The following is a 24,508-nucleotide window of genomic DNA, read 5'->3' on the forward strand; positions in this document are numbered from 1 at the left end:
CAGGCGGTTTGCGTAGCTGTCCTGATCGATCTTGAGCCAGTCGGCCAGAGTCAAACGGGCGGAGCGGAATGCGGTATCGCCGGAGGTGATGGGGCACACCACAACGCCGACCATTGCCAGTGCGATGCCCACGCCGCCCATGGTCTTGGAGCAGACATCATAAATAGCCTTGGACTGGCCCATGGCCAGTGCTTCGGCCAGACCGGTGTTCAGGCCGCCGGTCACCTCGTACAGGCTGCAGCCAGCAGCGGCCCAGATCAGAGCGATAACGCCCTCGCAGACCATTGCGCCGTAGAACACGAAGTGGCCCTGCTTCTCACTCTTCATGCAGCGTGCCATCAGAGGCGACTGGGTGGAGTGGAAGCCGGAGATCGCACCGCAGGCCACCGTGATGAACATGAAGCTCCAGATGGGAGTGCCCGACGGATGCATGCTGCCAAAGTGATCCCAGATCTCCGGGATGGTGTAGGCGGGATTGGTGAAGATGCCGAAGATGACACCGATGGCCATGATGATCAGGCAGATGCCAAAGATGGGGTAGATCTTGCCAATGACGGCATCAATGGAGATAAAGGTTGCAATAAAGTAGTACACCAGAATAATGATGAGCCAGAACAGCAGCGAGGTGAGCACGCCGGAAGCGCCGCTCTGACTGCACAGCTCCACGATCAGGCCTGCGGGACCCACCGCGAACACAGTACCCACCATGATGAGCAGCACCACCGAGAACACGCGCATGACGTTCTGCATCACAGGGCCTAAGTACTTGCCGGTGATCTCGGCGATGGAAGCGCCGTCGTTGCGCTCGCTCATCATGCCGGAGAAGTAGTCGTGCACGCCGCCTGCAAAGATGGTGCCGAAGGTGATCCACAGGAACACCACAGGCCCCCACAATGCGCCCTGCATGGCACCAAAGATGGGGCCAAGGCCGGCGATGTTCAGCAGCTGAACGAGGAACAGCTTCCACTGGGGCATCACAACGTAGTCCACACCGTCATTGATGCGCACAGCAGGCGTTTCGCGGTCGTCCGGGCCGAAGGTGTTGTCCACGATCTTACCATAGACAAAGTAGCCCACGATCAGGATCGCCAGACAGAGTAAGAAACTGATCATACCAGAAACCTCCTTTTTCTTTGTGCCGGAATTATGGAAACATTTTCCATATTTTCCATCCATCCCGGCCAGCTTTCTAGGTCTATGTTAACATATTTTTCATAAAAGTGATAATATGCTTCTGGTATGGGGGCATATCAAAGACCATATAGCCGCAAAGTTTTTTAGCCGATGTTTCGTCTCTTTTTCGCTCGATTTATCAGCAAAAAGACAGCCGCAGCGCATAAAGCGCTGCGGCTGTCGGCCAAATTCCTTTGCTTTCCGGTTTTTCCGCATTCCGATATTTTGCCAGTTCTTAACCGGTTTCGGCGGTCATTTCACGGTCAGCGCCGCCTGCTTGTGCAGCAGCTGCACAAAGGTCTGCTCTTCCGGGCGCAGGGTCCCCCTGTCCGGATAGACCAGAACATCCTTCATGCGCTGGCGCTGGGCCGGGCATTTCCTGAGCACCAGATGATACTGCTCCAGCGCCCGCCGGGGCATGGGCGACGCCCACATATAGGCATTGGGCAGGTTCTGCAGGATGGAGAACTGGCTGCACCGCTCATACACATGGATGCGGCGGTTCGGGTTCGTATGCCAGCGCAGGCCGCTGTCCTCGCCGCCGGGCAGTTGGAAATCACCGTGCAGGACCTCCATATAGCTGTTCAGCTGGGTGATATCGGTCACCTCGCACTTTGCCAGCGGGCCTTCGCGGTTGGTCAGCAGCCGGTATTCAAACTCCATCACCGGCTCCCGGTGCAGGCCGTGACGGTCGCAGTAGCGGCGGTAATAATCCTCATCCTCCTCCGCGTAGCGCAGCAGGGCCAGATGATAGCCCCGCCGCAGTACATGGTCCAGCGCTTCCATGGAGCCGGATTCCCGGATATGCACCCGCAGCTGCTGGCTGTCTGCCATCTGCTGCAAAAAATCCACCGTCGCGTAGGAAGCATAGGTGGCGTGGGGCAGCACCACCCGCAGCTCCGCACAGCTGCTCTGCCGGCTGCGGGCATCCAGATCCAGCCGGTCCACCTCGTCCAGCACCCGCTCTGCCTGCCGGATAAAATGCCGTCCCTGTTCGGTGGGGATCATGCCGGTGGACGAGCGCTCAAAGATGCGGATGCCGTATTCCTCTTCCAGATTCTTGAGCGCCTTGCTCACATTGGGCTGGGCCGCATACAGCTGCTTTGCCGCCGCGCTCACGGAGCCCCACTTGCGGATGGCCACCAGATAACGCAGTTCCGTAATATTCATGTGACTACCCCCTGTTCCAAAAATCATTCCTATTTTATCAAGCCGGGCGGCCGGCTGTCAAGCCAAATGCGGTTGACGCGCTCCGCGCAGAGCTTTATAATAAAAATGCTGTATTTATAAAAAGGAGTTTAGCTGCTATGGAGACTACCTACCGCGTTCTGCGCATTGAAGAGCAGATGTATGGCTGCGAGGAGCTGCCCGCCGGTCAGCCGGTGCTGTGTGATGTCACGCTGGCCGATCCCGCCGGGGAGCGGCGCACCCTGCCCTACCCGGACAAAGAGCTCACCCGCCTAGGCATCGACGAGGGCAGCATGGTCGTCCTGACCGCAGACGGCACACTGAAAAAAGCATAAAATGCAGGAGGAACTTATGAAAAAGATCGAAACTTCGGCCCTGATCGGTCTGGGCGCACTGGGCATCCTGTTCGGGCGCAAAATGCCCGGCGTGCAGGTCATTGCCGATGAGGACCGCATTGCCCGCTACTCTGCCGAACCGGTCGTTTGTAACGGCGAAGAATGCAAGTTCTCTTACGTCACCCCTGCCGAGGGCAAACCGGTAGACCTGCTTCTGGTGGCCGTCAAGGCTACGGTGCTGGAACAGGCCATTCAGGACATTGCAAAGTTCGTAGGGCCGGACACCGTGATCCTCAGCGTGCTGAACGGCATCACCAGCGAGGAGCACATTGACGCAGCCTATCCCGGCCACACCCTGTGGAGCGTTGCCATCGGCATGGACGCCACCCGCACCGGGCGCACGCTGGTGTTCAATCAGGCGGGCAAGATCCAGTTCGGTGAGCGCAGCGGCGAAATGACCGACCGTGTGCAGGCCGTGGCTGACTATCTGGACGAGTGCGGCATTGCCAACGAGCCCTGTGGGGATATCCTTTACAAGCAGTGGAACAAGCTGATGGTGAATGACGGCCTGAATCAGGCCGCAGCCGCCTTTGACCAGCCCTACGGCGGCCTGCGCCAGCCCGGCGAAGCACAGGACATGATGCGCGCGGCCATGCAGGAGGTCATCCGGCTGGCGAACCTTGAGGGCGTGCCCCTGCCGCCGGACAACGATGTGAGATTCATCGACGCCATGATGCCCACCTTTAACCCCGAGGGCATGCCCAGCATGCGGCAGGATGTGCTGGCAAAGCGCCCCACCGAGGTGGAGGAGTTTGCCGGTGTGGTGCGCCAGCGGGCCAAGAAGTACGGGATGCCCACCCCTGCCAACGACTTTTTCTACACCCGCATCCGCGAGATCGAGGCGGGATACGACCAGTAAGGAGCCACCCATGCATACGCTTTATTTTACCCGCCACGGAGAGACCGTCTGGAACGTTGAAAACAAGATCTGCGGCATGACCGACAGCCCCCTCACCGAGCGGGGCCGCCAGCAGGCCCGGAAGCTGGGCGAAGCCGTCAAAGCCAGCGGGGTGCACATCGATGAGATCCTGTACTCTCCCCTGTCCCGCGCCGCCGACACCGCCATGGCCATTGCCGAGGCCACCGGCCTGCCCGCCCGGTGTGAGCCGCGCCTGCGGGAGCAGTGCTTTGGCAAATACGAGGGCACGCCCCGCAACGGCGGCGAGTTCCGCGTTTCCAAGACCCACTTCGCCGACCGCTACGACGGCGGCGAGAGCATGATGCAGCTGGCCCAGCGCATCTACAACCTGCTGGACGAGCTGAAGGCCGACACCGGCAAGACCTATCTGCTGGTGGCCCATAACGGCATCGCCCGGGTGGTGCAGTCCTATTTCTACGATATGACCAACGAGGAATACGCAGCTGCGGGCATCAAAAACTGCGAACTGGTGGAATACCATTTTGAATGATGTTCGCAAAACGATTTAAAATGCCCTCCGCTTCGCTCTGGGCATCTTTAGCGGAACGATTATTTTTATAGAAAGAAAGCCGGAAAATCTACGGATTTTCCGGCTTTCGCTTTTCGCGGGAGAGGACTGGGCGGCAAAGTTACTGGCTCGAGTACAAAGCTTACGAGCGCGCCCGCTCCCCTGCGGGGAGCTGCCGCAGCAGCGGCTGAGGGGCCTTGAAATCGGCGGAACACAAAAAATCCTTTAGCGGAGCGGCTTGGATTTTTTGTATGGAGCCCATCTTCTTTGGGGTTACTAGGGGCGTGCAGCCCCTAGTTTGCAACGGCGACGACCGCGGCCAGTGGCCGAAACAGGGAGGAGCTGTTGGGGCAGCGGCCTGCAGAATGCGAGTGCCGTCCAAGGCACAAAGCAGACGCAGGGAGCCGCAACCCGCCGCCTCCCGCGCCTCGAAAGTAGCGGAGACCTTGCCGCGCTGAACGCGCGGTATTTGCTACGCAAACCGGTCTGCGGCTTAAAAGCCCCACTGGGGCTTTCATGCCCTGCGGGCACCGCCGTCCTTTCTGGTTCTCTTTTGGCACGCAAAAGAGAACATACCCGGCGGCGATGCATTTTGCAAAAGGCATCAAACTTTAAACACGCGACCACTCTCTGTGCGGGAAGCATCCCCCGTATCATAAAAATCAGCCTTTATACAGCCCAAACAGCTTGAGCAGCTTCTGCCAGAAGGTCAGGGTCACAGCTGCCGGTTCCGGCTGGGCAGCCGGGGCCGGGGCCGTGATGGCAGTGGTCTGCAACGCAAACTGCACCGCGCCCACCTCGGTGTTCTCTGCCGAGGTGAAGCTCTGCACCTCCCCGCCGCCGGAAAGACTGTTCAGCAGGCTGTCCAGCTGGGCACCCATGTCGATGCCGGAAACGCTGCTGCGCAGCTCACCGGTGCCGCCGGTCAGCTGCGATGCACCCTCCGCCAGCTGCGCAACGCCCGCCTTCAGCTGGGCTACACCGTCGGTGTAGGCGTTCAGGCCGTCGTCCAACTGGACGTACTGGGCGGCAAGCTGGTTCACGCCGTCGGTGAGCACCGAGAGATTGCCCAGCATCCCAGTAAGCACACCGGCCAGCTGACGCACCCCGGCATCAAACTCGCCGTAGCTGCCGTTCAGGGTGCTGCTGCCCTCGTGCAGCTGGGCAATTCCGCCGTTCACGGTGTCGAGATAGGTCTGCATGGCATCGATGTTGGCCGTAGACCCCTGCAAAAGCAGGATCATATCCTTGAGCTGCGGCATCATCCACACCATGCCCTGCAGCTGCTGGATGGCCTTGGCATTGCCATCCTTTACCACGTCAAGGTCAAGGCCGTTCTCTTTCAGGATGGCCTTGTAGGCTTCAAAGCTCACCTGCTGCTCCAGCTGTGCCGCGCCCTCATCCAGCCGGGCAATGCCGTCCCGGATCTGGGTAGAGGCATCCAGCAGGGTGTTCAGCTCGTCGGTGGAGGCCGAGATGCCGTTCAGCGCGGTCTGCATCTGGGTGAGTGCGGCACGCACCCGGGCTGAGCCGCCGGTCAAGGCACCGGAATTGCCGTTCAGGGTGTCGATGCCCGCCTGCACCTGCGCAATGCCGTCTGCCAGCGCGTTGGCACCATCGTCCAGCTGCACGGAACCGCTCTGCAGCTGTTCCAGCATCCCGGTCAGGTCCATATCCCCGAGGTCGAGGTTCAGGTTCAGCCGCACGCCGTTCAGGGAAACGGCGTCCATGGCAAAATCCGTCACATCGGCAGTGACGGTCACATCGCTGTCCGCGCCCGGCAGCAGGATGTAGGAAAGCTGCTTTTTGCTGCCCACATTCGCCACCGTAGCGCCCGGCGCGCTGATGTTCCGGGCAAGGCCGGTATCCAGACTCATGGTCACCTGCAGCGCGTAGTCGTCAAAAAAGCTGCCGGTGCAGTCCGGGTTGCGGCCCACCTGCAGCCGGATGGAAAGGGCACCGCTTTTGCCGCCCAGCTCGTCGGGGCTGATTTCTGCCCCGTCCAGCGTATAGGTCAGCTTTACCACCCATGGCAGGGCCGTGGCGGCGTCCATGGTGCCCTCATAATAGAGCTTGCCGTCCTCGGTCACATGCACCGTGACCGTATCGCCGCTCTGCTCCACGGCATCGCTCGTGGTCATGTTGCGCACGGCAGTGTAGCTGCCGTGGTCCGCAACAGTGTCCCCCGCCTGCACGGAAAAGCTGTTCACGGCGTACACGCCGGTCACAGCACCGGAGGCCGTAAGATTTGCATAAATGACCTCTTCCTTGGCAGCGGAGGCTGCTGCAAAAGCTGGCAGACTGCTGCCCGCCAGCAGGCAGCCTGCCAGCGCCAGCGCCGACACCCGGCGCACAAATCGATGTTTCATCTCGGTCAAGCCTCCTTCGGCTGTTTTTTCTTTTTTATAATGAGCGGGTCGGCCAGATACAAAAAGCCCGGCAGTGCCGAAAGCACGATGGCCAGCGACACCAGACTGCCCACGCCCAGAAAATTGCCCAGCTGGCCCAGCAGCTGGTTTGTGGAAATGGCTCCCATCAGGAAGCCCACCACCGCCATGGCGCTGCCGGTGGTGCTGACCGAGGTGGTCACGGCGGACACCGTGGCCGCAACGGCTTCTTTGCGGCCCAGCGTCTCGCGGAACTCCTGATAGCGGTCGGAGAAGAGGATGGCGTAATCCACCGTAGCACCCAGCTGCACCGAGCTGATGATGAGATAGGCAATGTAGAACACGTACTGGCCCCGGAAGTACGGGATGGCCAGATTGATCCAGATGGCGGTCTCGATGCTGAGCACCAGAATGATGGGCAAAAGCAGCTGGCGCTTCATGAGGAGCAGGATCAGGAATACTGCGCCGATGGCCAGCAGGTTCACCTTGACCATGTCGGCCGTGATGGTGTCCATCAGGTCATAGGTGCTCACGCCCTGACCGGCCAGATAATAATTGTCCGGGTAATATTGCTGCACCGTGGCGCGCACCCGCTCCACCAGCGCAAAGGCCCCATCGCCCTCGGTGTCGGCATCCACCGTAAGCACCATGCGGGTGTAGCCGCCGGAGACCAACAGCCCCAGCGTATCCCCGGGCACGAACTCCGGCGGAATGGACGCGCCTGCGTTGTCCACATAGGAAAGGATGCCGGTCACCTCCGGGATGGCGTGCAATGCATCCGAAAGCTTTTGCTGCGTGGCAGTGTCGCCCTCCGGCACCAGTACAACGTAGGTGTCGCTGCGGCCAAAGGTCTCCTCGATGGCGGCGGTGTCCGCACCCAGACGGGTGTTCTCGCCAAACATGTGGGCGGCACCGTAGTAATACTGGTTCGAGTTGGAGGCCAGATAGCTGGGCACCATCAGAATGACCAGCACCAGCGCCATGGGCAGCATGATGCGGGCCACAAAGTGGCCAAACTTGTCAAAGCTGGGCAGCAGGGGCCTGTGGTGGGTCTTATCCATCCACTGATACGCTGCCAGCGTGAGCGCGGGCATAAAGGTGAACACGGTGACAAGGCTCAGCACCACGCCCTTTGCCAGCGCAAGGCCCAGATCCGGGCCGATCTGGAACTGCATGAGCACCAGTGCCAGAAAGCCGATGACGGTGGTCAGGCCACTGGACAGGATGGAGCCGGTGGATCTGCACAGGGCATCCACCATGCACTCCTCCGGGCTGGCATCCGGGTTTTCAGCCCGGCACTCCGCAAAGCGGTGGATCAGGAACACCGAGTAGTCCAGCGAAACCGCCAGCTGCAGGATGCTGCCCGCCGCGTTGGTGACAAAGGAGATGGTGCCGAAGATGAGGTTCGTGCCGTTGTTGAGCAGGATAGCCGCGCCAAGGCCCGTCAGCACCAGCAGCGGCTCCGCCCAGGAATCGGTGGTCAGGATCAGGATGAACAGCACATACACCACCGCGATGGCGGCGATCTTTGCCACCTCGGTCACGGTGGAGTTGGTGGCAACGGCAGTGGAGACTGCCGCGCCCTCCAGCGCGTTGCCCTCCCCGATCAGATCCCGCACGGCAGCCACGGCTTCCAGACGCTTCTCGTCCTCCACCGTCACGGTGAACAGGGCGCAGCCATCCTTATAATAGCTCTCCACCGTGGCGGTGTCCTGCATCTGCAAAGGCACTGTCACATCCAAACTGTCGTCCAGCCATGCAACGGAGGACACTCCATCGATGGCGGCAAGCTTTTCCTTGTACTCCAGCGCCTGCGGCACCGTCACATCCCGCACCATGACCCGCATGTTGGGGATGCCGCCGGTGAAAGCACCGTTCATCACCTCGATGGCGGTGGTGGAGGGGGATTCCGGCGGCAGATAGTCGTTGATATCGTAATCCACCTTTACCTGACGCACAGCGAACACGCTCAGCACAGCCGTCAGTGCAAACACCGCCAGCACCAGCCTGCGGCGGCGCACGATGGCGGTATAAAAACGTTTCATCAAAACAGGAGTTCTCCTTTCCGGATCCATAAAAAACTTTTATCATTCTAACAGGTTTGATAAACGTTGGAAAGAGACAGTTTATGAATTTTGACCCTCGAATGCCGATTTTTTGATTTTTCTGCCTTGACAACAAAAATAAATTCTGATATGCTCTTTTTCAGTTCATCGGAGGACCGTTTTCAACGTAATTTGAAACGGGCCGGATAAGATGCCGTGCAGACAGCGCCCCGCCGGAGGTTTCGTTGCCGTAGTGACGAAGCAGATCGAGGCCGGGCGTGTACTCGCGGACATTTATCCGGCCCGTTTTTTGCACCTTGTGCAGAAAGGAGGACGCCATGTCCAAGCAGCGGATCCAGCTTTCCGATCATTTTACCTATTCCCGCCTTTTGCGGTTCGTGCTGCCCTGCATCGGCACCATGCTGTTCACCTCCATCTACGGCATCGTGGACGGCCTGTGTGTCTCCAACTTTGTGGGCAAGACGGCCTTTGCGGCGGTCAACCTCATCATGCCGCTGCCTATGCTGCTGGGCACCATCGGCTTTATGCTGGGCACCGGCGGCAGCGCCATCGTGGGCATCACGCTGGGCGAGGGCGACCAGAAAAAGGCCGACCGCTATTTCACCCTGTTCCTGCTGGCGGCTCTGGTCTCGGTCAGTGTGTTGGCGGTGCTGGGCATTGTGTTCCTGCGGCCCATTGCCGTGCTGCTGGGCGCAAAGGGGGAGCTTTTGGACTACGCGGTGCGCTATGGACGCATCCTGATGGTGTCACTGCCCACCTTTGCGCTGCAGAATATGTTCCAGAGCTTTTTTGTCACCGCCGAAAAGCCGCACCTCGGCTTCTGGTTCACCGTGGGCGCGGGCTGCACCAACATGGTGCTGGATGTGCTGATGGTGGGTATCTGGGGCTGGGGCGTGGAGGGCGCGGCCATTGCCACCTTTATCAGCCAGCTGGTGGGCGGCGTACTGCCGGTGTTCTACTTCATCGACCGCAGCAACTCCAGCCGCCTGCACCTGTGCAAGACCAGTTTTTACAGCAAAGTACTGCGGGATGCCTGCATCAACGGCTCTTCCGAGCTGATGACCAACCTTTCCATGTCGCTGGTCAATATCCTGTACAACTACCAGCTGCTGCGTCTGGCCGGTGAGAACGGTGTGGCCGCCTACGGTGTCATCATGTACGCGGCCTTCCTGTTCGTGGCGGTGTTCGTGGGCTATGCCGTGGGCAGTGCGCCCATCGTCAGCTTCCACTACGGTGCCCGCAACCACGCCGAGGTGCACAATCTCTACCGCAAGAGCCTGCGGCTCATCGCCGTGGTGGCTGTGACCTTGACGCTGGCTTCCATGTTCATCATCCCCTGTGTGGCGCGCATTTTCGTGGGCTACGACGCGGAATTGCTGGCCCTGACCAGCCGGGCCTTCCGGCTGTATGCGCTGAGCTTCCTCATCATGGGCTTCAACGTGTATGCGTCCTCCTTCTTCACGGCGCTGGGCGACGGCGTGACCAGCGCGTTGATCTCCTTTTTGCGCACGCTGGCGTTTCAGGTGATCGCCATTCTCCTGCTGCCGCTGCTGCTGGGCATCGACGGCATCTGGCTGGCCGTCACCGCCGCCGAGCTGGCGGCTCTGGCCGTGAGCGCAGCCATGCTCCTCACCAAGGACAAGGTATTCCATTACCGCAAGGCATGATAAGATCCCCTGCTTTCTGCGAAACGGCAAAAAGCAGGGGATTTTTTTGGTGATTCTGGCTCTGCCGCTGGCAGCAAAATCGTGTTAAAATGGACACAGCCTTTATTCACTTTTTATGAGGAATCATTATGACATTGTTTTTGACCAGCAGCCCCAGCGGCTGCCCCTTTGAGCCGGGGCCGGATATTCCGGTGCTGGACACGCGCAACCACTTTGTGGCGAACCTGCGGGCCGTCTGGCCGGATCACGCCGTGCTGGGCCTTGCCATTGCGGCAGACCCCTATGCCTACGAGCAGAACGACGAGATGTGCCGGGTGTTTGCCCAGAGCTTTGCGAACGCCCACCTGCCCCTGACGGCGCTCATCCCCTGCGATGCCCGCAATGCCGAGGAGATCGGTTCTCTTCTGCCCCAGAGCGGCTTTGTGATGCTGTGCGGCGGGCACGTGCCCACCCAGAACCACTTTTTTGCTCAGCTGGGCCTGCCGGGGCTGTTCCACAACTACCACGGCATCGTGCTGGGCGTGAGTGCCGGCAGCATGAACGCCGCCCACATCGTGTACGCCGCGCCCGAGGAACCGGGCGAAGCCGCCGACCCCCATTACTCCCGCTGGATGAGCGGCCTTGGCCTGACCGAGACCCGCATCCTGCCCCACTACCAGTTCATCCGGGATCATCTGCTGGACGGACAGAAGATGGAGGATATCGCCCTTGCCGACAGCAAAAAGCGGCATTTTCTCGCTTTGCCGGACGGCTCGTATATCCTGTGCGCCGACGGCAGCGAGGCGCTGTACGGCAAAGGCTGGTACTTTGCCGATGGCACCATAGAAGAGATCAACGAAGACGAAGATGTGCTGCCTTTACGGTAAAGCGCGACAAAAGCGGGGCTTCTACGGCAGCCTTGACGATTAAAATGGCCTCCGCTGCGCTCTGGCCATCATCAGTGGAATTATTATTTTTATTTGCAGTTCCGAAACGCCTGCGGGCGTTTCGGAACTGCTTTTTCACGAAAGGGCTTGTAACGTCAAGCGGGCAGCCCATCCACAGTGCCGCTGTTTCCGTAGGAAACAGGCGCTGCAGATGCCGTTTTCCCTTGCGGCCTCTCTGGTGAAAATGCGACACCGGGCAGCCCGCAGGCTGCCCGGTGTCGCTCAATTTAAAATCATTTTTCCGCTGAATATGCCCAAAGCAACGCGGCGGGCATTTTTGATCGTTCCACGTTCATTTCCGGCGCAGGCAGACATCATTGCACATACAATGCGCACATCATTCCGCCGCAAGGCGGACAAAGGGCGCTATTGCGTTGGTGTCGCCGTGGCGGACGATGGAGTAGGTGATGTCGCAGTAGGGCTGGATGGCGGTACTCTTTTCCACGGTGGAGATGAGCAGCACCTGCAGCTGCAGGCGGCGGAACAGCTCCATCATGGGGCGGATGCGGTCGCTGGTCATCTTGCTGAAGGCTTCGTCCAGCAGCACAAGACGGATGCTGTTCTCGCTCTTCTCATAGATCTGCAGCAGGCTGGCGCAGATGGCCACATAGAAGGGGGCCTGATTCTCGCCGCCGGAGGAGTCGCGGCTGACCCGGGACAGGTATGCCTGCTGGCCGGTGACCCGGTTCGTCACCTTGATGTCGTAATCCAGATAGGTGCGGTAGTCCACATAGTCCGAGAGGGTCACGCCGCCGGTGCGGCCCTCCTGCCGGGCGCGGGTGTTCTCGTCCACATCCGCCATGATTTTTTCCATCAGCTCGTCCACCTGACGCTCATAAGCCGGGTCGGCGGTGGCGGCAAGGTTGTCCAGCGAGTCGCCCTCGGTCATCTGCTGGTTGCCCTTGTCCACGATGACCTGATAGAAGGCCGCCAGCTGCGGGTCGCGGCTGGGCTCCAGCTCAAAGCGGTAGACCTCCTCGCCGTAGGTCAGCTGTTCCATCACCTTGTTCAGCTCCCGGAACTGCCGCCGTGCGTTGAAGATATCGTCCTTCATGCGGAACAGGATATCCTTGCGGAAGCGGTCCTTGCAGTCCCGCTGGGCCTGCTCCAGACGGGCGGCGTAGCGTTCCAGATCGATGCGCACAAGGCTCTCGTGCTGGGCGCGGTACTGGTCCAGCCCTGCAAGGCCCAGCGGATAATCGCACACATAGTGCTCGTTGTAGGCTTTCTGGGCCGGTTCCAGCGTGCCGGTCAGATAGACGGCCAGCGCATCGTCCAGCTTGGCCTGCGCCTTTTCCGCAGCCTGTGCGGCGGCGCGGGGCTTATCTGCCGGGGCCAGCGCCAGCATCCGGGTGCGGGCCAGCGGCTCCACCAGCGGATGCGCCGCAAAGAAGCTCCGGGCAGCATCGGCGCTCTGCTGTGCCGTTTCCCCTGCCTTTTTCTGCTCCGCTTCGCAGGAGGCGATCTGCTTTTGGCACACGCGGATGTCACCGCCCGCCTGCTCCACGGCGGCGCGGGCAGCCTCCCACGCGGCTTCGCGGGCTTCTTCCTCCTTGTAAAGCTGCTGCAGCAGCGGGTTCTCGCGGCACTCGGTGAGCTTTGCTTCCTGTTCGGTCACAGCATTCTGTGCGGCAGTCAGTGCGGCGCGGGCATCCCACAGCGCAGCCAGCTCGTCCAGTGCCGTGCCCCGCAGCAGGGTCTGGTACTGGTTATAGGCGGCTTTCAGGTTCTGTTCTGTCTGGGCGGCAGCACGAGCGCTTTCCCCCAGAGCTTCCAGCTCGGCCGCCAGCGCCCCGGCGCGGGCGCGGCGTGCGTCCAGACCGATATACCGCTGCGGGGTGCGCAGCCGTTCCAGCCGGAAGGGGTGGTGGCGCAGAAGGTCGCGGGTGGCGCTGTCGGGATGCTGTTCCAGCGTATCGGGGGTGTCGCAGCAGACGATGCGGCCCAGAATGGTCTGGGCATACTGTGCAGCCAGCGGGTTTTCGCTGCTCACCTGCGCGGCAAGGCTGTCCGGGCCGTACTTGTCGGCGCGGCGGTTGGCCTTGCGGATGCCCGGGGTGTCCAGCAGGCTGATGGGGCCTACCTTGTCCTTCAGAGCCACAAAGGCGCTTTTGGCGGCTTCGTAGTGGGCGGGCGGCACAAGGATATCAAAGCGGCGGTCGCCAAGGCAGGCTTCCACGCAGTCCTGCCAGCTTTCGTCCTCCACGTTCAACAGTTCACAGAAAATTTTCGCATCCGGCTGCATGCCCCGGCTCTTGAGTTCCGCATTCACGGCATCCCGCACCCGGGTGGCGGCATCGCCGTGGGGGTAGACCCACTTGCCGCCGGACACCGCGTCCAGCTCGGCACGCTTGCCGGCCTGCTCCTTCTGCAAAGCAGCAGTGTTCTGGCGGGCAGCAAAATAGGCTTCCTCCAGCGGTTTTTCCTGCGCGGAGAGCCATGCGGTGAGCTGCGGCAGAGTGTCCGCCGTCAGCTCTTCGGCCTTGATGCCGGCAGCAAAGCCGCTGCGGCGCAGCACAGCCAGCAGGCTCTGGGTGCGGGCAAGGGCACTTTCTGCCTTTTCGGCTTTGCGTGCGGCGGTATCCAGCGCCGTTTTGCGGCGGGAAAGCTCCTCGGTCAGGGCATCCAGTGCCCGGCCCTCGCCGCTGGCGCTGGCGGCACCGTGGGCGGAAAGATAGGCCCGGCGGGCTTCCGCTTCGGCATTTTTGGCCTCGGCATAGCGGGCGTTCAGCTGTTCCAGCTGGCGGCGGCCCGCATCCAGATGCTCCTGCCAGACGGTCTGTTCGCTGCCGTCGGCAGCGGCGCGGGCCAGCAGCGCCGCGCCCCGGTTCACAAGGGTCTGGGTCTGCTTTTCGGCAGCTTCGCGGCCAAAATCCACGATCTCTTCCAGCGCGTCGGCGCGGGTCTGTGCTTCGGCCAGCACGGCGTGCAGATTTTCCAGTTCCAGCCGGTCGCCCTGCAAAGCGTCCAGATCCAGCTCCGGCTGGGGCAGGATATACTGGTACAAAAACTCCCGGAAGTTGGGGATCTCGTCCATGCTGGTGCCCATCTGGAACACCTCATTGAACTTTTTGCCCAAGGGGCTGGAGGCGCGCCCGATGCCCAGCGCACGGCAGATGCGGTCCCGCGCTTCGCTGGGGCTGCGGGTGTAGGAGAGACGGCCCGTTGCGGGCTTGAAGTCCTCCTTTGCGCTGGGTGCACCGGTCTTGGGGTCGATGAAGGGCAGCTGTTCCAGCGTGCAGCCGTCCTCCGAAAGATACCATGTCTGATCGCCGGGGTGCAGCTCCTGCATGGGGCCTTCGGACTCCACCCGCACCGCGATGACGAAGGGGGTGCGCTTGACGCTGTCCCAGAACTCCGCCCCGATGTAGGCCACGGTATGGCCCGGGCGGCGGTAGGCGTTCTCGCCGCGCTGCTTGGCGTGGACAGAGCCCTGCAGGGTTCGGCCGCTCTTTTTATTGCCCAGCGCATTGAAATTGCGGTTGGTGGTCAGGCAGTAGCGGATGGCATCCAGAATGGTGGTCTTGCCCACGGCGTTCACGCCGATCATATAGGTGAGCCGTGCGCAGTCGAAGGTGACATTTTCAAAGTTGTGCCAGTTGATAAGCTTCAGCCGTTTGAGTTCGATCATTCTTCACCCTCCCCTGCTTCTTCCGGTCGTTCATAAAGGCCAAGCTCTGTGCGGGTGCGCCCGCTCTCGGCGGCGGCATCCGCAAGGTCGGCATCCGGCAGGGCCAGCAGCACGGTGGGAAATACTTCAATGCGGCTGTCCAGCCCGGAAAGCCGCCCCACAGGCCGCGCCAGATTGTACCGGCGCAGGGTGCGCATGAGGTTTTCCAGCGTTTTCTGGTCCAGACGGCGGGGCAGATTCATCTTCTGCAGTTCGGTCTGCACCTCTTCCACCGTCACCAGCACCTCGTCGGCATTGGCCGCAAGGCTCTCGCGCTTTTGCAGGTACAAAAGCCGCAATACCAAAAGCAGGATGCTCTCGTATTTCAGCAGCCGAGCCTGACTGCCCTCGTGGCCGTTGACCAGCGCCGCCGCCTGCAGGGGTGCCGGGTACAGCAATACAGAATAGCCCAGCGGGGCGAACACAGCGCGCACCTCATCCAGATGGTCCTGCACATAAAGATATTTTGCCCGCTGATCCTCCACGCCGCCCAGCACGAAGCAGTGGTTCAGCAGGTAATTCGCGGTTTCTTCCAGCATGTTAATGGTTGCCATTTTCTTCCTCCCTGCGGCGGGTGAGGACAAAGTCCTCAAAGCGGAAACCGCCGCGCTCCACCCAATTGCCGGTGAGCTGAATGTCATAATCCCGGTGCGGCGACTGCGAGTAGGTATGCAGGCCGATGATACGGGCAAAATCGTTCGGGTATTCGTCTGCCAGAAGTGCCGCGTTCACCTGCGGGCGGGCGGCAAGGGCCTGCCGGGCCAGCAGGGCCACGTTCTCCTCGGTAACGGCAAGGCGGGCGTAATCCAGCAGCAATTGCTGCTCTTTTTTGAGCTGTTCCGGATCGAATACTTCGGCGCGCACCGGGGCCAGCGGCTCGGCGGTGCGCTGGGCAGCGGGCGGGTAGAGGAATTTCTCCCCGAACACTGCCGCCGGGTACAGATGCAGCCGCTTTGCCACCGGGCCGTCGTCCGGCTCAAACAGCTGCTCCGGGGTGCGGATGTCCTCGGCGTAGCGGCGCAGCAGGGCGGTGACGCTGCCCTGCGAAGAACGGTCGCTCAGCAGCAGGAACTGTGCCCGCTGCACAGCCCGCTTGCGGTAGCGGATGTGGCTTGCATCGATCTCGCGCATGAGCAGGCTCATCTCTTCCAGCGCGTCCCGCTGCTTCTGGATGAGTGCACGCACGGCAGGTGTCGCTTCGTTCGGGGCGCAGCGCTCCACCCGGGCATAATCAAAGGCCAGCTGCGGCAGGTAGTTCTCCTCGCAGTCGTCCAGCTCTTCTTCCAGATAGGCGCGGTAGTTGAACAGGTTGTCGCTGGTCTTGAAGCGGTGGTAGGCCGCCGCCACCACCTTTTCCTCGTACTGGTCGAACAGTTCCAGCACCTCCTGCGGGGTGCGGTTGCGGGTGAGCCGGTCGATATAGTGGCCGATGGAGGCATTGAGCGCCCGGAGAGAGCGGTTCAGCGCGTCAAGGTCTGCGTCCACCTCCCGCAGAACGTTCTCATAGGGGCTTTTTTCCTGCCCGATGCTGCCCAGCAGCTGCCATGCCTTGTACAGCTTGCCGGTGTAGGTGACCACGCGGGGGTTCAATATTTCTTCCAGCGCTTCCAGCAGCGGCGTTACCTCCGGCGCAAAGGCAAGGGACGCTTCCCCCTCGTAGCTGCCGGGCTGCTCTTCCAGCCAGCCGGTGCGGCGCAGCCGCAGCAGAAAGCCCACGGCCAGCGTGTGAGGGTCGCGGGTGGGCTGCTCGTCCTCATCGCCCGCACCGTCGGCATCCAGCGCAAGGGGCTTTGCCAGTGCGGCAAAGTAATCCTCGGCACGCCAGACGGCCTCCGCACGGGAAATGCTGTAATCCGCCGTGTGGCGGCACTCCTCCCAGAGCAGAAGCAGCAATTCCGCATAAAAAGCCCGGTTCGGCCCCGCCAGCGGGCGGAACAGCCGCGGGGACACCAGTTCAAACAGCTGCATGGAAACGTCCTTTCCTGTTCACATCAGAATACGTTTTTATTGTACCACAAAACGACACGGTTTGACAGAGAAACCATTCAGAATTGCCGCCGCGTTCGCTTTGGCAAATATCAGCGGAAGAATTATTTTAAATTTTGCATCTCCGAAACGACTGCGGTCGTTTCGGAGATGCTTTTTCATGGAAAGAGGTCGTACCTGAAAACGACATCTCTGCCAAAAGGCGCAAAAAAACGGCGGGGCAGACTCCTTCCGTCAAACCCTGCGGGTTTGCCACCTCCCTCAGTGAGGGAGGCTCTGGCGAAACCGGAAGCTTTGCACCTGAGCCGGAAGCTTTGCCGCCGGGAAAGGCTCCCTCTTTGAGGGGGCTGTCGCCGCAGGCGACTGGGGGAGTTTGCCCTAAACGCAAAAAAGCCCCGGGGAGCGGGATGCTCCTCGGGGCAATAGTTTAATTGTAATCCGCTTACTTGCTCAGTTTATAGCCAATTGCAACATAGGTCTTTCCGCCAACGGTCTTAGTGCCAACACCCAAACCAGTAACTTCGATTTTCGTGTTATTATTTTTACCAGCTTCGATTACGAAATCTGTTGCAGTCTTCATCAACTCAACCATATCAGAATTAACCGTAATCGTTCCTGCCGTTGTTTCTTCATAGTAAACAGCCGTGTACACTTGAGCGTTCTGCTTCGCATTCTCAACACAAACAACTGCACCTACGTAGTTTTTCTCGGTTTTTTTCTCTGCAGTAACAGCAGTCAATGCAATCTTGCCGTCTGCAATTTTGTTCAGTGCTTCTGTTGCCAGTTCCTTGACTTCACTGTTATTGGACCATTCTGTGCCGTATTCCTTGTTCAGCGCAGCCATATATACATCCTGAACTTTCTTCTCGAACTCGCTTTCACCAGGGCCACCAGCGCCACCGCCGCAGGCGGTGAGCATTGCCAGAACCATCACGCCGGCCAGAAGGGCGGCTGCGAAACGCTTGAACATTTTCATTGTAATGTTCCTCCTGTTTTCAAATTCTGACGGTTTGGGCGACCCCAAATCGCTTTACCCGTCTGAATTTATTTTATCCATACCCCCCCCCCGCATGTCAACAGGCAGATCGCCCAAATTCCGCAGTTCTTTTTGGCAATTGTCCCTAAACGCAAAAAGGCCCCGGAGCAGGACGAACTCCTTCCGTCAAACCCTGCGGGTTTGCCACCTCCCTCAGTGAGGGAGGCTCTGGCGAAACCGGAAGCTTTGCACCTGAGCCGGAAGCTTTGCCGCCGGGAAAGGCTCCCTCTTTGAGGGGGCTGTCGCCGCAGGCGACTGGGGGAGTTTACTCCAAACATAACAAAAGCCCCGAAGGGCGGCCTTGCAGCCACGCTCCGGGGAGAAAGGGTGAGAAATTTTAGTTTTTGGGGTATGCAAGGTTCTTGAGCTGGAGTGCCACGGCCAAATAGGTGCCCTTCTCATTGCTCTAAACAACAACGGCAACCTTGGTCCAGCAGCCATTCGCATTTACATTGACATTCGTACCGGGATATACTCTACCAATGTGGTCGGTAATCATCTTAATCAATTCTTGCAAGCGCTCACCGTTCCGGTAATCCGTCATTACCGTGATTGTAATGTTCTCTTCTGGGGGTGTAATACCCGTCACCTTAACGTCGCCCTTGAATCTGCCAGTTTTAAGTTGCGCATTCAGATCCGTCAGCAGCGCACTGCGAAGCTCCGGATCATTGGTTTTAGCGGTTTCGCTGCACTGAGAACTGCTCGTGAGCGCCGTCAGCATTGCCGCCTCTTTCTGTTCATCTGTGGAGCCGCCGCCACCGCCGCAGGCCGTCAGCAGGGCCAGAGCCATCACACCCACCAGAAGCAGGGCAGCAAATTTCTTCAGCTTTTTCATTGTAAAGCGCCTCCTGTCATTTCAAGATTTTGTTGATTTGTCTCATTTCAGTGCTGTTTTTTCGCACTACAGAACGGGTGTCGTTCTGGCCTTATTTTATCCGACAGCAGTTGGTTTTGTCAATCGAGAAGATGCATAAAGTTTCCGAAACATTTTCGTTCAAAATCAACGAAACAGCGGCTTTTTGTTGCAGTATTGAGATACACCGTCCTTATTTCGCAAAGGTTCTTTACCGTGCTGGAAAATCTTCTTCCGGACGGAAGCTCCATGCTGTTCTTTTCCGGGGCACAGTCCTTCCCGGTTTGGACAGATGTTGTGTTCCGATCCATCTTTCAGAATTCTTTCAAAAAATTACGATTTTACACAATTCTACCATTTTTGCATGGTAAAATAAGGTCGTAGAAAAAACAAAGGATGTGGCTCAATATGCAACACTGTCCCGCCCGCGCGGCACAGCGGCTGGCGGCGGCAGTTCTGGCGCTGTGCCTTGTGCTGGCTCTGGCCGTTCCCCACGCACACGCAGCTGCCCTGCAGGAAACGCACGGCATCCGGATGCTGGACTTCAGCACCAGCCAGATCCTTTCCATCGGCAACCAGACCTCCGGCAAATGCAGCTGGTACGCCTTGCGCTATGCACGCACCATTCTGGATGGAAAGGTTTCCTCCGGCAGCGGCATGTGGTCAAACGGTGCGGTCTGGTCTGCGGGCGGCTACTACGGTTATTCCGGCAGCCTGTCCGAGTGCCTGCAGAAGCTTTACACCGAGCTTTCCGCCGGGAAGCCGGTGATCGTGCATCTGAAAAACACCGCGGTGAGCGGCGTAAAACGGCACACGAACCGCACCTCCAGCTATGAATACCACCTGACCAGTTCCGGCTGGAACGAGGTGAACTACCCCCATATCGCCACCAGCGCCGCCTATGGTCACTGGGTCTGTGTGGTGGGCATCCGTGCGGATGCAGACCCCGCGAACCTGAAGGAGAGCGATTTCTACGCGCTGGACCCGGCCCGTGTTTCCGCAAACGGCACTCTGGCTGTGACCCGGCTGCTGGACGGCACCATCTGGACAGACAATTCCCCGCTGAAAACGGCAGGTTGATAAATTTAGAAAGAGCAAAAAAGCTGACGCTTTCGCGTCAGCTTTTTTGTTTGCAGTTCAGATCAATACCCTTTTACCGAGAAGCCCCGCTCCCATGGGTCGGGCGGCAGATCCTTCTGGCGGATGCCGGTGATCTGGATGTAATCGCTTTTCTGGATCATGGCGAACAGCCGCAGGAACTTTTCCGGGTCGCCCTGCACTTCCAGCGTCACGCTGCCGTCGTCCTCGTTCTCCACCCAGCCGGTCAGTTCCAGCGTCTGGGCCGCATAGCGGGCGCGGTAGCGGAAGCCCACCCCCTGCACCTGCCCCTCAATGGAGTAGCGGCGGCGCACAGTGCCTTCCGGCAGGGCGGGCGGCGTGGCATCCTGTGCTTTTTTATGCAGAAAATCAAACATCTTACAGCTCCTGATAGGCGGTCATCAGCGCCGGGATGAACTGCTTTTTGCGGCTCACCACACCGGGCAGGGTAAAGCTGCCGTCCTCGGCAGGCTGGGTCTCAAAGCCGTCCGAGAGCACCTCGGAAGCATAGCGGCCATCGCTGATGACCACGCTCTCCTCCTTGGGCACGTCGGTGAGCAGCATGTAGATGTCCTCCACGTTCTGCTTGTTGCGGGCTTCTTCCAGATAGGGCTGCAGCAGCGTCTCGGCGGCAAGCAGGTTCTTGCGGGTCATGTAGCTGCCCTGCGCCACGCCAAAGCGGATATCGCCGCACATGAACACCTTGAAGTCCTGCAGGAACACCTCCTCAGCGGTCTTGCCGTCCAGCTTTTCGCCTGCTTCAAACATCTCGCTGGCAAACTCGTCAATGTCCACACCGGCAATTTTTGCCAGACGCTTTGCAAGGGCCTCATCCAGCGGGGTGCAGGTGGGGCTGCGGAACACCAGCGTATCCGAAAGGATGGCCGCCAGCAGAAGGCCTGCGATCTGCGGCGGGATCTCCATACCGTTCTCGTCGTACATCTGGGTGATGATGGTGGCAGTGCAGCCCACCGGCTGGTTGCGGAAGTACACCGGGCCGCTGGTCTCCAGACTGCCGATGCGGTGGTGGTCGATGATCTCCAGAATTTCGGCCTGATCGAAGCCCTCCACGGCCTGGGTGGCCTCGTTGTGGTCCACCAGGATGATGCGGCGTTTTTGCAGATTGATGATGTTGCGGCGGCTGACCATGCCGCAGTATTTGCCGTCCTCGTCCAGGATGGGGAAATAGCGGTGGCGTACCTTGGCCATCACGCGGGTGACGTCTGCCACCGGGGTGACGAGGGTGAACTTCATGATGTCGCTGCGGGTCATATAGTAGGAGATGGGAGCGCACTGGCTGATCAGCTTACCGGCGGCATAGGTGTCCACCGGGGCCGACATGATGGCCACGCCCATTTCCTCGGCAATGCGCTGGATGGTGCGGCCCACCTTGGAGCCGTTGCAGATGATGAGCAGCGACGCTTCTTTTTCAATGGCGCACAGCTGGCTTTCGTAGCGGTTGGTCAGGATGACGATGTCGCCTTTTTCCACGGTATTTTCCAGCATTTCAGGCGTGGCGGTGCCGATGCGGATGTGGCCGGTGGTGCACACGTCGTCCTCGCGGCCCACCACCATGGTGCCGCCCAGCGTTTCCAAAATATTGCGGTAGGTGGTCTGGCTCTTGGCCAGGATGCCGGTGTCGAACACGTCCATGTTGGCGGTGGCGATATCCTTCACGGTGATCACGCCCTCCAGCTCGTTGTCCGGGCTGGTGACCGGCAGGGTGTCGATCTGCTTGTCACGCATGATCTCCCATGCCTTGCGCAGGCTGGTGGAGCCGGGGATGCCGGGCATCTCGCGGTAGTCCACATCGCGGATCTTCGGGTTCACGTCCGTGCACATGCGCGGGGGCTTTACCCCGAACTTTTTGAGCACGAACTCGGTCTCCTGATTCATTTTGCCTGCACGGCGGGGCTCACAGACCAGATCACTGGTCTTGTTTTTCAACTCTGCATAGGCAATGGCCGAGCAGATGGAATCGGTATCCGGGTTGCGGTGGCCGATCACGACCACCTTATGGGCTGCTTTTGGCATATTGTTCCCCCTTTGGGTTCTGATTTACCTTTTATTTCTTATCTCATTTACCACAGTGCACTCCCCTCTCCTGCAAAGCGCAGTGCACCTCAGGTTTATTTTAGCACAATTGCCTGCACGGGTAAAGTGGAACAAACACGCTGCGGCGCGGCTTTTCCGCCTGCCGCATTCCTTGACAGACCCTGCAAAAAACGGTAAGCTTTACCTGAAAAAAAACACAAATGGAGGCATCTATGAAAAAACAGTTTTTCCGCATCCTCTCCTGCTGCGTGCTGCTGGCCTGCCTGTGCGCCCTGCCCGCCTACGCACAGGAACCCAAGGCCGCACAGCCCGCCGCAAAAGAGGATAAGGTGGTAACAGATGTCACCGGTTCTGCCGACCTGATGCGCAATGTCGTTGGCTTTACCACCAACTTTGGCGGGCCGTACCACTTTGCGCAGGCAGACCACAAGTCCCCTGCGCAGGCCTACGGTGATGCCCCTGCCGAGGGAGCCGTTGCGGTGCTGCGGCTTTTTGCCCGCGCCGATGACCACGGCGATGTTCCCCTCAACACCAGCGGACACAGCTTCCTCACCATCACCAATGTCTCGGAGCAGGATATCAATGTGGGCGGACTGCTCATTGCGCCGGATACGTCCATCACCGTAAGCACCCGCGGCAACCGCTGCGAGCATTCCGGCATCTGGTACAATCTGGAGGGCTACTACAAATATTACCTGAACGCTTCTTACTATCAGAATCTTTACGGCATTCAGGTCTCACTGGACCAGAGCCAGCTAGACGCTGTAAATCAGGCATTGGCCAACGCAGACCACTGGTCGGCCATTTACAACTGCACCTCGTTCTCTGCGGGCCTCTGGAATGCCGTGTGCTCCGATACGCTCTGCGCCGGTGTGCCCGAGACCCCGGCCGACCTGAAAGCGGACATGCTGAGGAAGTACCCAGACAAGACGGTGTTCGGGCCGACCGTCCCGTATGATTATATCGTATATTACGGCACCAGCCTGACCCCCAGTCAGGAATTTTCCTGACAGAAGATTTTCTCTTGTAATTCTGCGCGTTCTGCTGTATGATATAGATCATGTATCCAAGTGTATCTTGTCACCGTTACGGAGGAACCTATGACAGCAACCAAAACGCCCGCGTTCCATAAGCCGCCGCTGTTCACCCGGCAGCAGCTCATTGCCCTGCTGCTGCCGCTGATCGCAGAGCAGGCGCTCAGCGTGACCATCGGTCTGGCCGACACGCTGATGGTCTCCTCGGTGGGTGAAGCCGCTGTTTCCGGCGTGAGCCTTGTGGACAGCTTCAACACCCTGATGATCCAGATCATGAGCGCCCTTGCCACCGGCGGCGCGGTGGTCACCAGCCAGTACATCGGCCGGCAGGAGCCAAAGGATGCCAAGAATGCAGCGGCGCAGATCCTGTTCATCCTGTCCAGCTTCAGCCTGCTGGTGGCCGCCGTTGTGGTGGCGGGCCGCCATGCCATCCTGCGCGGCATCTTCGGCTCCATCGACGTGGACGTGATGCGCTATGCCGAGACCTACTTCCTGCTCTCGGCCCTGAGCTACCCGTTCATCGGCCTGTACAACGCCGGTGCGGCCCTGTTCCGGGCGCAGGGCAACAGCAAGATCAGCATGATGTCCAGCCTTGTAATGAATGTGGTGAACATTGGCGGCAACGCCGTGCTGATCTACGGCTTCAAAATGGGCGTGATGGGTGCCGCACTAGCCAGCCTTGTGTCCCGCGCCATTGCCTGCGTGGCTGTGCTGTACCTGCTGCAGCGGCCCGCCTGCCCGCTGCGGGTGGACGGCCTGCAGGCCCTTGCCCCGAAGGCACGGCTCATCCAGCAGATCCTGCGGGTGGGCATCCCTGCCGGTATTGAAAACGGCATGTTCCAGATCGGCAAGCTGTCCGTTTCCAGCCTGACCTCCACTCTGGGCACCGCCGCCATTGCGGCCAACGCCGTGGCAAACACCACCACCACCTTTTTGAACATCCCGGCCAACGCCGTGGGCATGGCTGCGCTGACCGTGGTGGGCCAGTGCCTTGGCGCAGGCGAAAAAGATCAGGCCGTGTATTACTCCCGCCGCCTGATGCTGTTTGCCTACTGCGGCGCATGGTTCATGAACCTTTCGGCCTTCCTGTTTGCCAACAAATTTGCACTGGGCCTGTTCAGCCTCTCGCCGGAAGCCTACGCCATGGCGCTGGAAGTGATGGTGTGGTTCAACATCGTTTCGCTGTTCATCTGGCCTTCCAGCTTTACCATGCCCAACATCCTGCGTGCGGCAGGCGATGCCCGCTTTACCATGACCGTGAGCATCGTGTCCATGTGGGCCTTCCGGGTGGGCTTCTGCTACCTGTGTGTGCTGGCCTTCCACGGCGGCCTGCTGGCCATCTGGATGGGCATGTATCTGGACTGGGCGTTCCGCTCCCTGTGCTTCTTTGTACGCTTCGTGCGCGGCAAGTGGCTGGAACAGCAGGTCATCTGAATCTTTCCTCTGCATTTTATAAGAGCCTGCCGCGAAGGCAGGCTCTTTTTTACGCAATACGCACAAATAATTTATTTGTTTTTCAGCAATGTTGTCTGCTTTCGTTCTTGTTT

At 59.6% G+C, this 24,508-nt stretch carries 19 protein-coding genes; 8 read left to right on the plus strand and 11 right to left on the minus strand.

Going from position 1 to position 24,508, the window contains the following annotated elements:
• Both DWY76_RS10035 and DWY76_RS10040 read right to left on the minus strand, forming a co-directional pair.
• Positions 1 to 1,113 (minus strand): carbon starvation CstA family protein (locus DWY76_RS10035; RefSeq protein WP_133300814.1); only part of this gene is annotated, 1,113 nt, incomplete at its 3' end.
• Positions 1,114 to 1,425: 312 nt separating this feature from the next.
• Positions 1,426 to 2,343, minus strand: coding sequence for a LysR family transcriptional regulator (locus tag DWY76_RS10040; RefSeq protein WP_165852620.1), 918 nt, complete (start codon positions 2,341 to 2,343; stop codon positions 1,426 to 1,428).
• 137 nt (positions 2,344 to 2,480) lie between these two features.
• On the opposite strand from DWY76_RS10040, the gene DWY76_RS10045 reads away from it, so the two are divergent.
• From DWY76_RS10045 to DWY76_RS10055, 3 genes are read left to right on the plus strand one after another with little or no spacing between them, the layout of a single operon-like run.
• On the plus strand, positions 2,481 to 2,696 hold the full coding sequence (locus DWY76_RS10045) for a hypothetical protein (protein ID WP_005938496.1): 216 nt from the start codon (positions 2,481 to 2,483) through the stop codon (positions 2,694 to 2,696).
• Positions 2,697 to 2,712: 16 nt separating this feature from the next.
• Positions 2,713 to 3,615, plus strand: coding sequence for a ketopantoate reductase family protein (locus DWY76_RS10050; RefSeq protein ID WP_165852621.1), 903 nt, complete (start codon positions 2,713 to 2,715; stop codon positions 3,613 to 3,615).
• 10 nt (positions 3,616 to 3,625) lie between these two features.
• Positions 3,626 to 4,165 (plus strand): histidine phosphatase family protein, encoded by a 540-nt coding sequence (locus DWY76_RS10055; RefSeq protein ID WP_097776749.1) that lies wholly within the window; start codon positions 3,626 to 3,628, stop codon positions 4,163 to 4,165.
• Positions 4,166 to 4,845: 680 nt separating this feature from the next.
• Here the strand turns inward: DWY76_RS10055 and DWY76_RS10060 are convergent.
• Positions 4,846 to 6,552, minus strand: coding sequence for a hypothetical protein (locus DWY76_RS10060; protein WP_120081254.1), 1,707 nt, complete (start codon positions 6,550 to 6,552; stop codon positions 4,846 to 4,848).
• 5 nt (positions 6,553 to 6,557) lie between these two features.
• Positions 6,558 to 8,615 (minus strand): MMPL family transporter, encoded by a 2,058-nt coding sequence (locus DWY76_RS10065; RefSeq protein ID WP_120081255.1) that lies wholly within the window; start codon positions 8,613 to 8,615, stop codon positions 6,558 to 6,560.
• A 338-nt stretch (positions 8,616 to 8,953) separates the two neighbouring features.
• Here DWY76_RS10065 and DWY76_RS10070 point away from each other — a divergent pair, with 338 nt between their 5' ends.
• On the plus strand, positions 8,954 to 10,303 hold the full coding sequence (locus tag DWY76_RS10070; RefSeq protein WP_120081256.1) for an MATE family efflux transporter: 1,350 nt from the start codon (positions 8,954 to 8,956) through the stop codon (positions 10,301 to 10,303).
• A 128-nt stretch (positions 10,304 to 10,431) separates the two neighbouring features.
• Positions 10,432 to 11,169: a Type 1 glutamine amidotransferase-like domain-containing protein gene (locus tag DWY76_RS10075; protein ID WP_120081257.1), complete on the plus strand. Its 738-nt coding sequence runs from the start codon at positions 10,432 to 10,434 to the stop codon at positions 11,167 to 11,169.
• Between the two features lie 397 nt (positions 11,170 to 11,566).
• On the opposite strand, the gene DWY76_RS10085 is transcribed toward DWY76_RS10075, so the two are convergent.
• The 5 genes from DWY76_RS10085 to DWY76_RS10105 all read right to left on the minus strand — a co-directional run bounded on the left by DWY76_RS10085 (position 11,567) and on the right by DWY76_RS10105 (position 18,756).
• Positions 11,567 to 14,860 carry an SbcC/MukB-like Walker B domain-containing protein gene (locus tag DWY76_RS10085; protein WP_120081259.1) on the minus strand — a complete coding sequence of 1,098 codons (3,294 nt, stop codon included), beginning with the start codon at positions 14,858 to 14,860 and terminating at the stop codon, positions 11,567 to 11,569.
• Positions 14,857 to 15,453: a DUF4194 domain-containing protein gene (locus DWY76_RS10090; RefSeq protein ID WP_097776755.1), complete on the minus strand. Its 597-nt coding sequence runs from the start codon at positions 15,451 to 15,453 to the stop codon at positions 14,857 to 14,859. The genes DWY76_RS10085 and DWY76_RS10090 overlap by 4 nt, the downstream gene beginning before the upstream one ends.
• Positions 15,440 to 16,867: a Wadjet anti-phage system protein JetA family protein gene (locus DWY76_RS10095; RefSeq protein ID WP_120081260.1), complete on the minus strand. Its 1,428-nt coding sequence runs from the start codon at positions 16,865 to 16,867 to the stop codon at positions 15,440 to 15,442. Before DWY76_RS10095 ends, DWY76_RS10090 begins: the two co-directional genes overlap by 14 nt.
• Before the next feature lie 460 nt (positions 16,868 to 17,327).
• The gene (locus tag DWY76_RS10100) at positions 17,328 to 17,861 is read right to left on the minus strand and encodes a hypothetical protein (RefSeq protein ID WP_120081261.1); all 534 of its coding nucleotides are present in this window, start codon (positions 17,859 to 17,861) and stop codon (positions 17,328 to 17,330) included.
• A 466-nt stretch (positions 17,862 to 18,327) separates the two neighbouring features.
• The gene (locus DWY76_RS10105) at positions 18,328 to 18,756 is read right to left on the minus strand and encodes a hypothetical protein (RefSeq protein WP_120081262.1); all 429 of its coding nucleotides are present in this window, start codon (positions 18,754 to 18,756) and stop codon (positions 18,328 to 18,330) included.
• A 426-nt stretch (positions 18,757 to 19,182) separates the two neighbouring features.
• Between DWY76_RS10105 and DWY76_RS10110 the strand changes: the two genes are divergently transcribed.
• Positions 19,183 to 19,854 (plus strand): hypothetical protein, encoded by a 672-nt coding sequence (locus tag DWY76_RS10110; RefSeq protein ID WP_120081263.1) that lies wholly within the window; start codon positions 19,183 to 19,185, stop codon positions 19,852 to 19,854.
• 62 nt (positions 19,855 to 19,916) lie between these two features.
• On the opposite strand, the gene DWY76_RS10115 is transcribed toward DWY76_RS10110, so the two are convergent.
• Together DWY76_RS10115 and DWY76_RS10120 are read right to left on the minus strand one after the other, a co-directional pair.
• Positions 19,917 to 20,249 carry an acylphosphatase gene (locus DWY76_RS10115; RefSeq protein WP_097774075.1) on the minus strand — a complete coding sequence of 111 codons (333 nt, stop codon included), beginning with the start codon at positions 20,247 to 20,249 and terminating at the stop codon, positions 19,917 to 19,919.
• A 1-nt stretch (position 20,250) separates the two neighbouring features.
• Entirely contained in the window at positions 20,251 to 21,906 is a 1,656-nt protein-coding gene (locus DWY76_RS10120; RefSeq protein WP_120081264.1) for a putative manganese-dependent inorganic diphosphatase, read from the minus strand.
• Between the two features lie 233 nt (positions 21,907 to 22,139).
• Between DWY76_RS10120 and DWY76_RS10125 the strand changes: the two genes are divergently transcribed.
• Together DWY76_RS10125 and DWY76_RS10130 are read left to right on the plus strand one after the other, a co-directional pair.
• Positions 22,140 to 22,937 carry a hypothetical protein gene (locus tag DWY76_RS10125; RefSeq protein ID WP_243112009.1) on the plus strand — a complete coding sequence of 266 codons (798 nt, stop codon included), beginning with the start codon at positions 22,140 to 22,142 and terminating at the stop codon, positions 22,935 to 22,937.
• Between the two features lie 90 nt (positions 22,938 to 23,027).
• Complete coding sequence (locus tag DWY76_RS10130) at positions 23,028 to 24,395, plus strand: MATE family efflux transporter (protein ID WP_120081266.1); 1,368 nt, start codon at positions 23,028 to 23,030, stop codon at positions 24,393 to 24,395.
• Positions 24,396 to 24,508 lie beyond the last annotated feature (113 nt).

It is taken from the genome of Faecalibacterium sp. AF27-11BH, assembly GCF_003603005.1.
Lineage (GTDB): Bacteria > Bacillota > Clostridia > Oscillospirales > Ruminococcaceae > Faecalibacterium > Faecalibacterium taiwanense.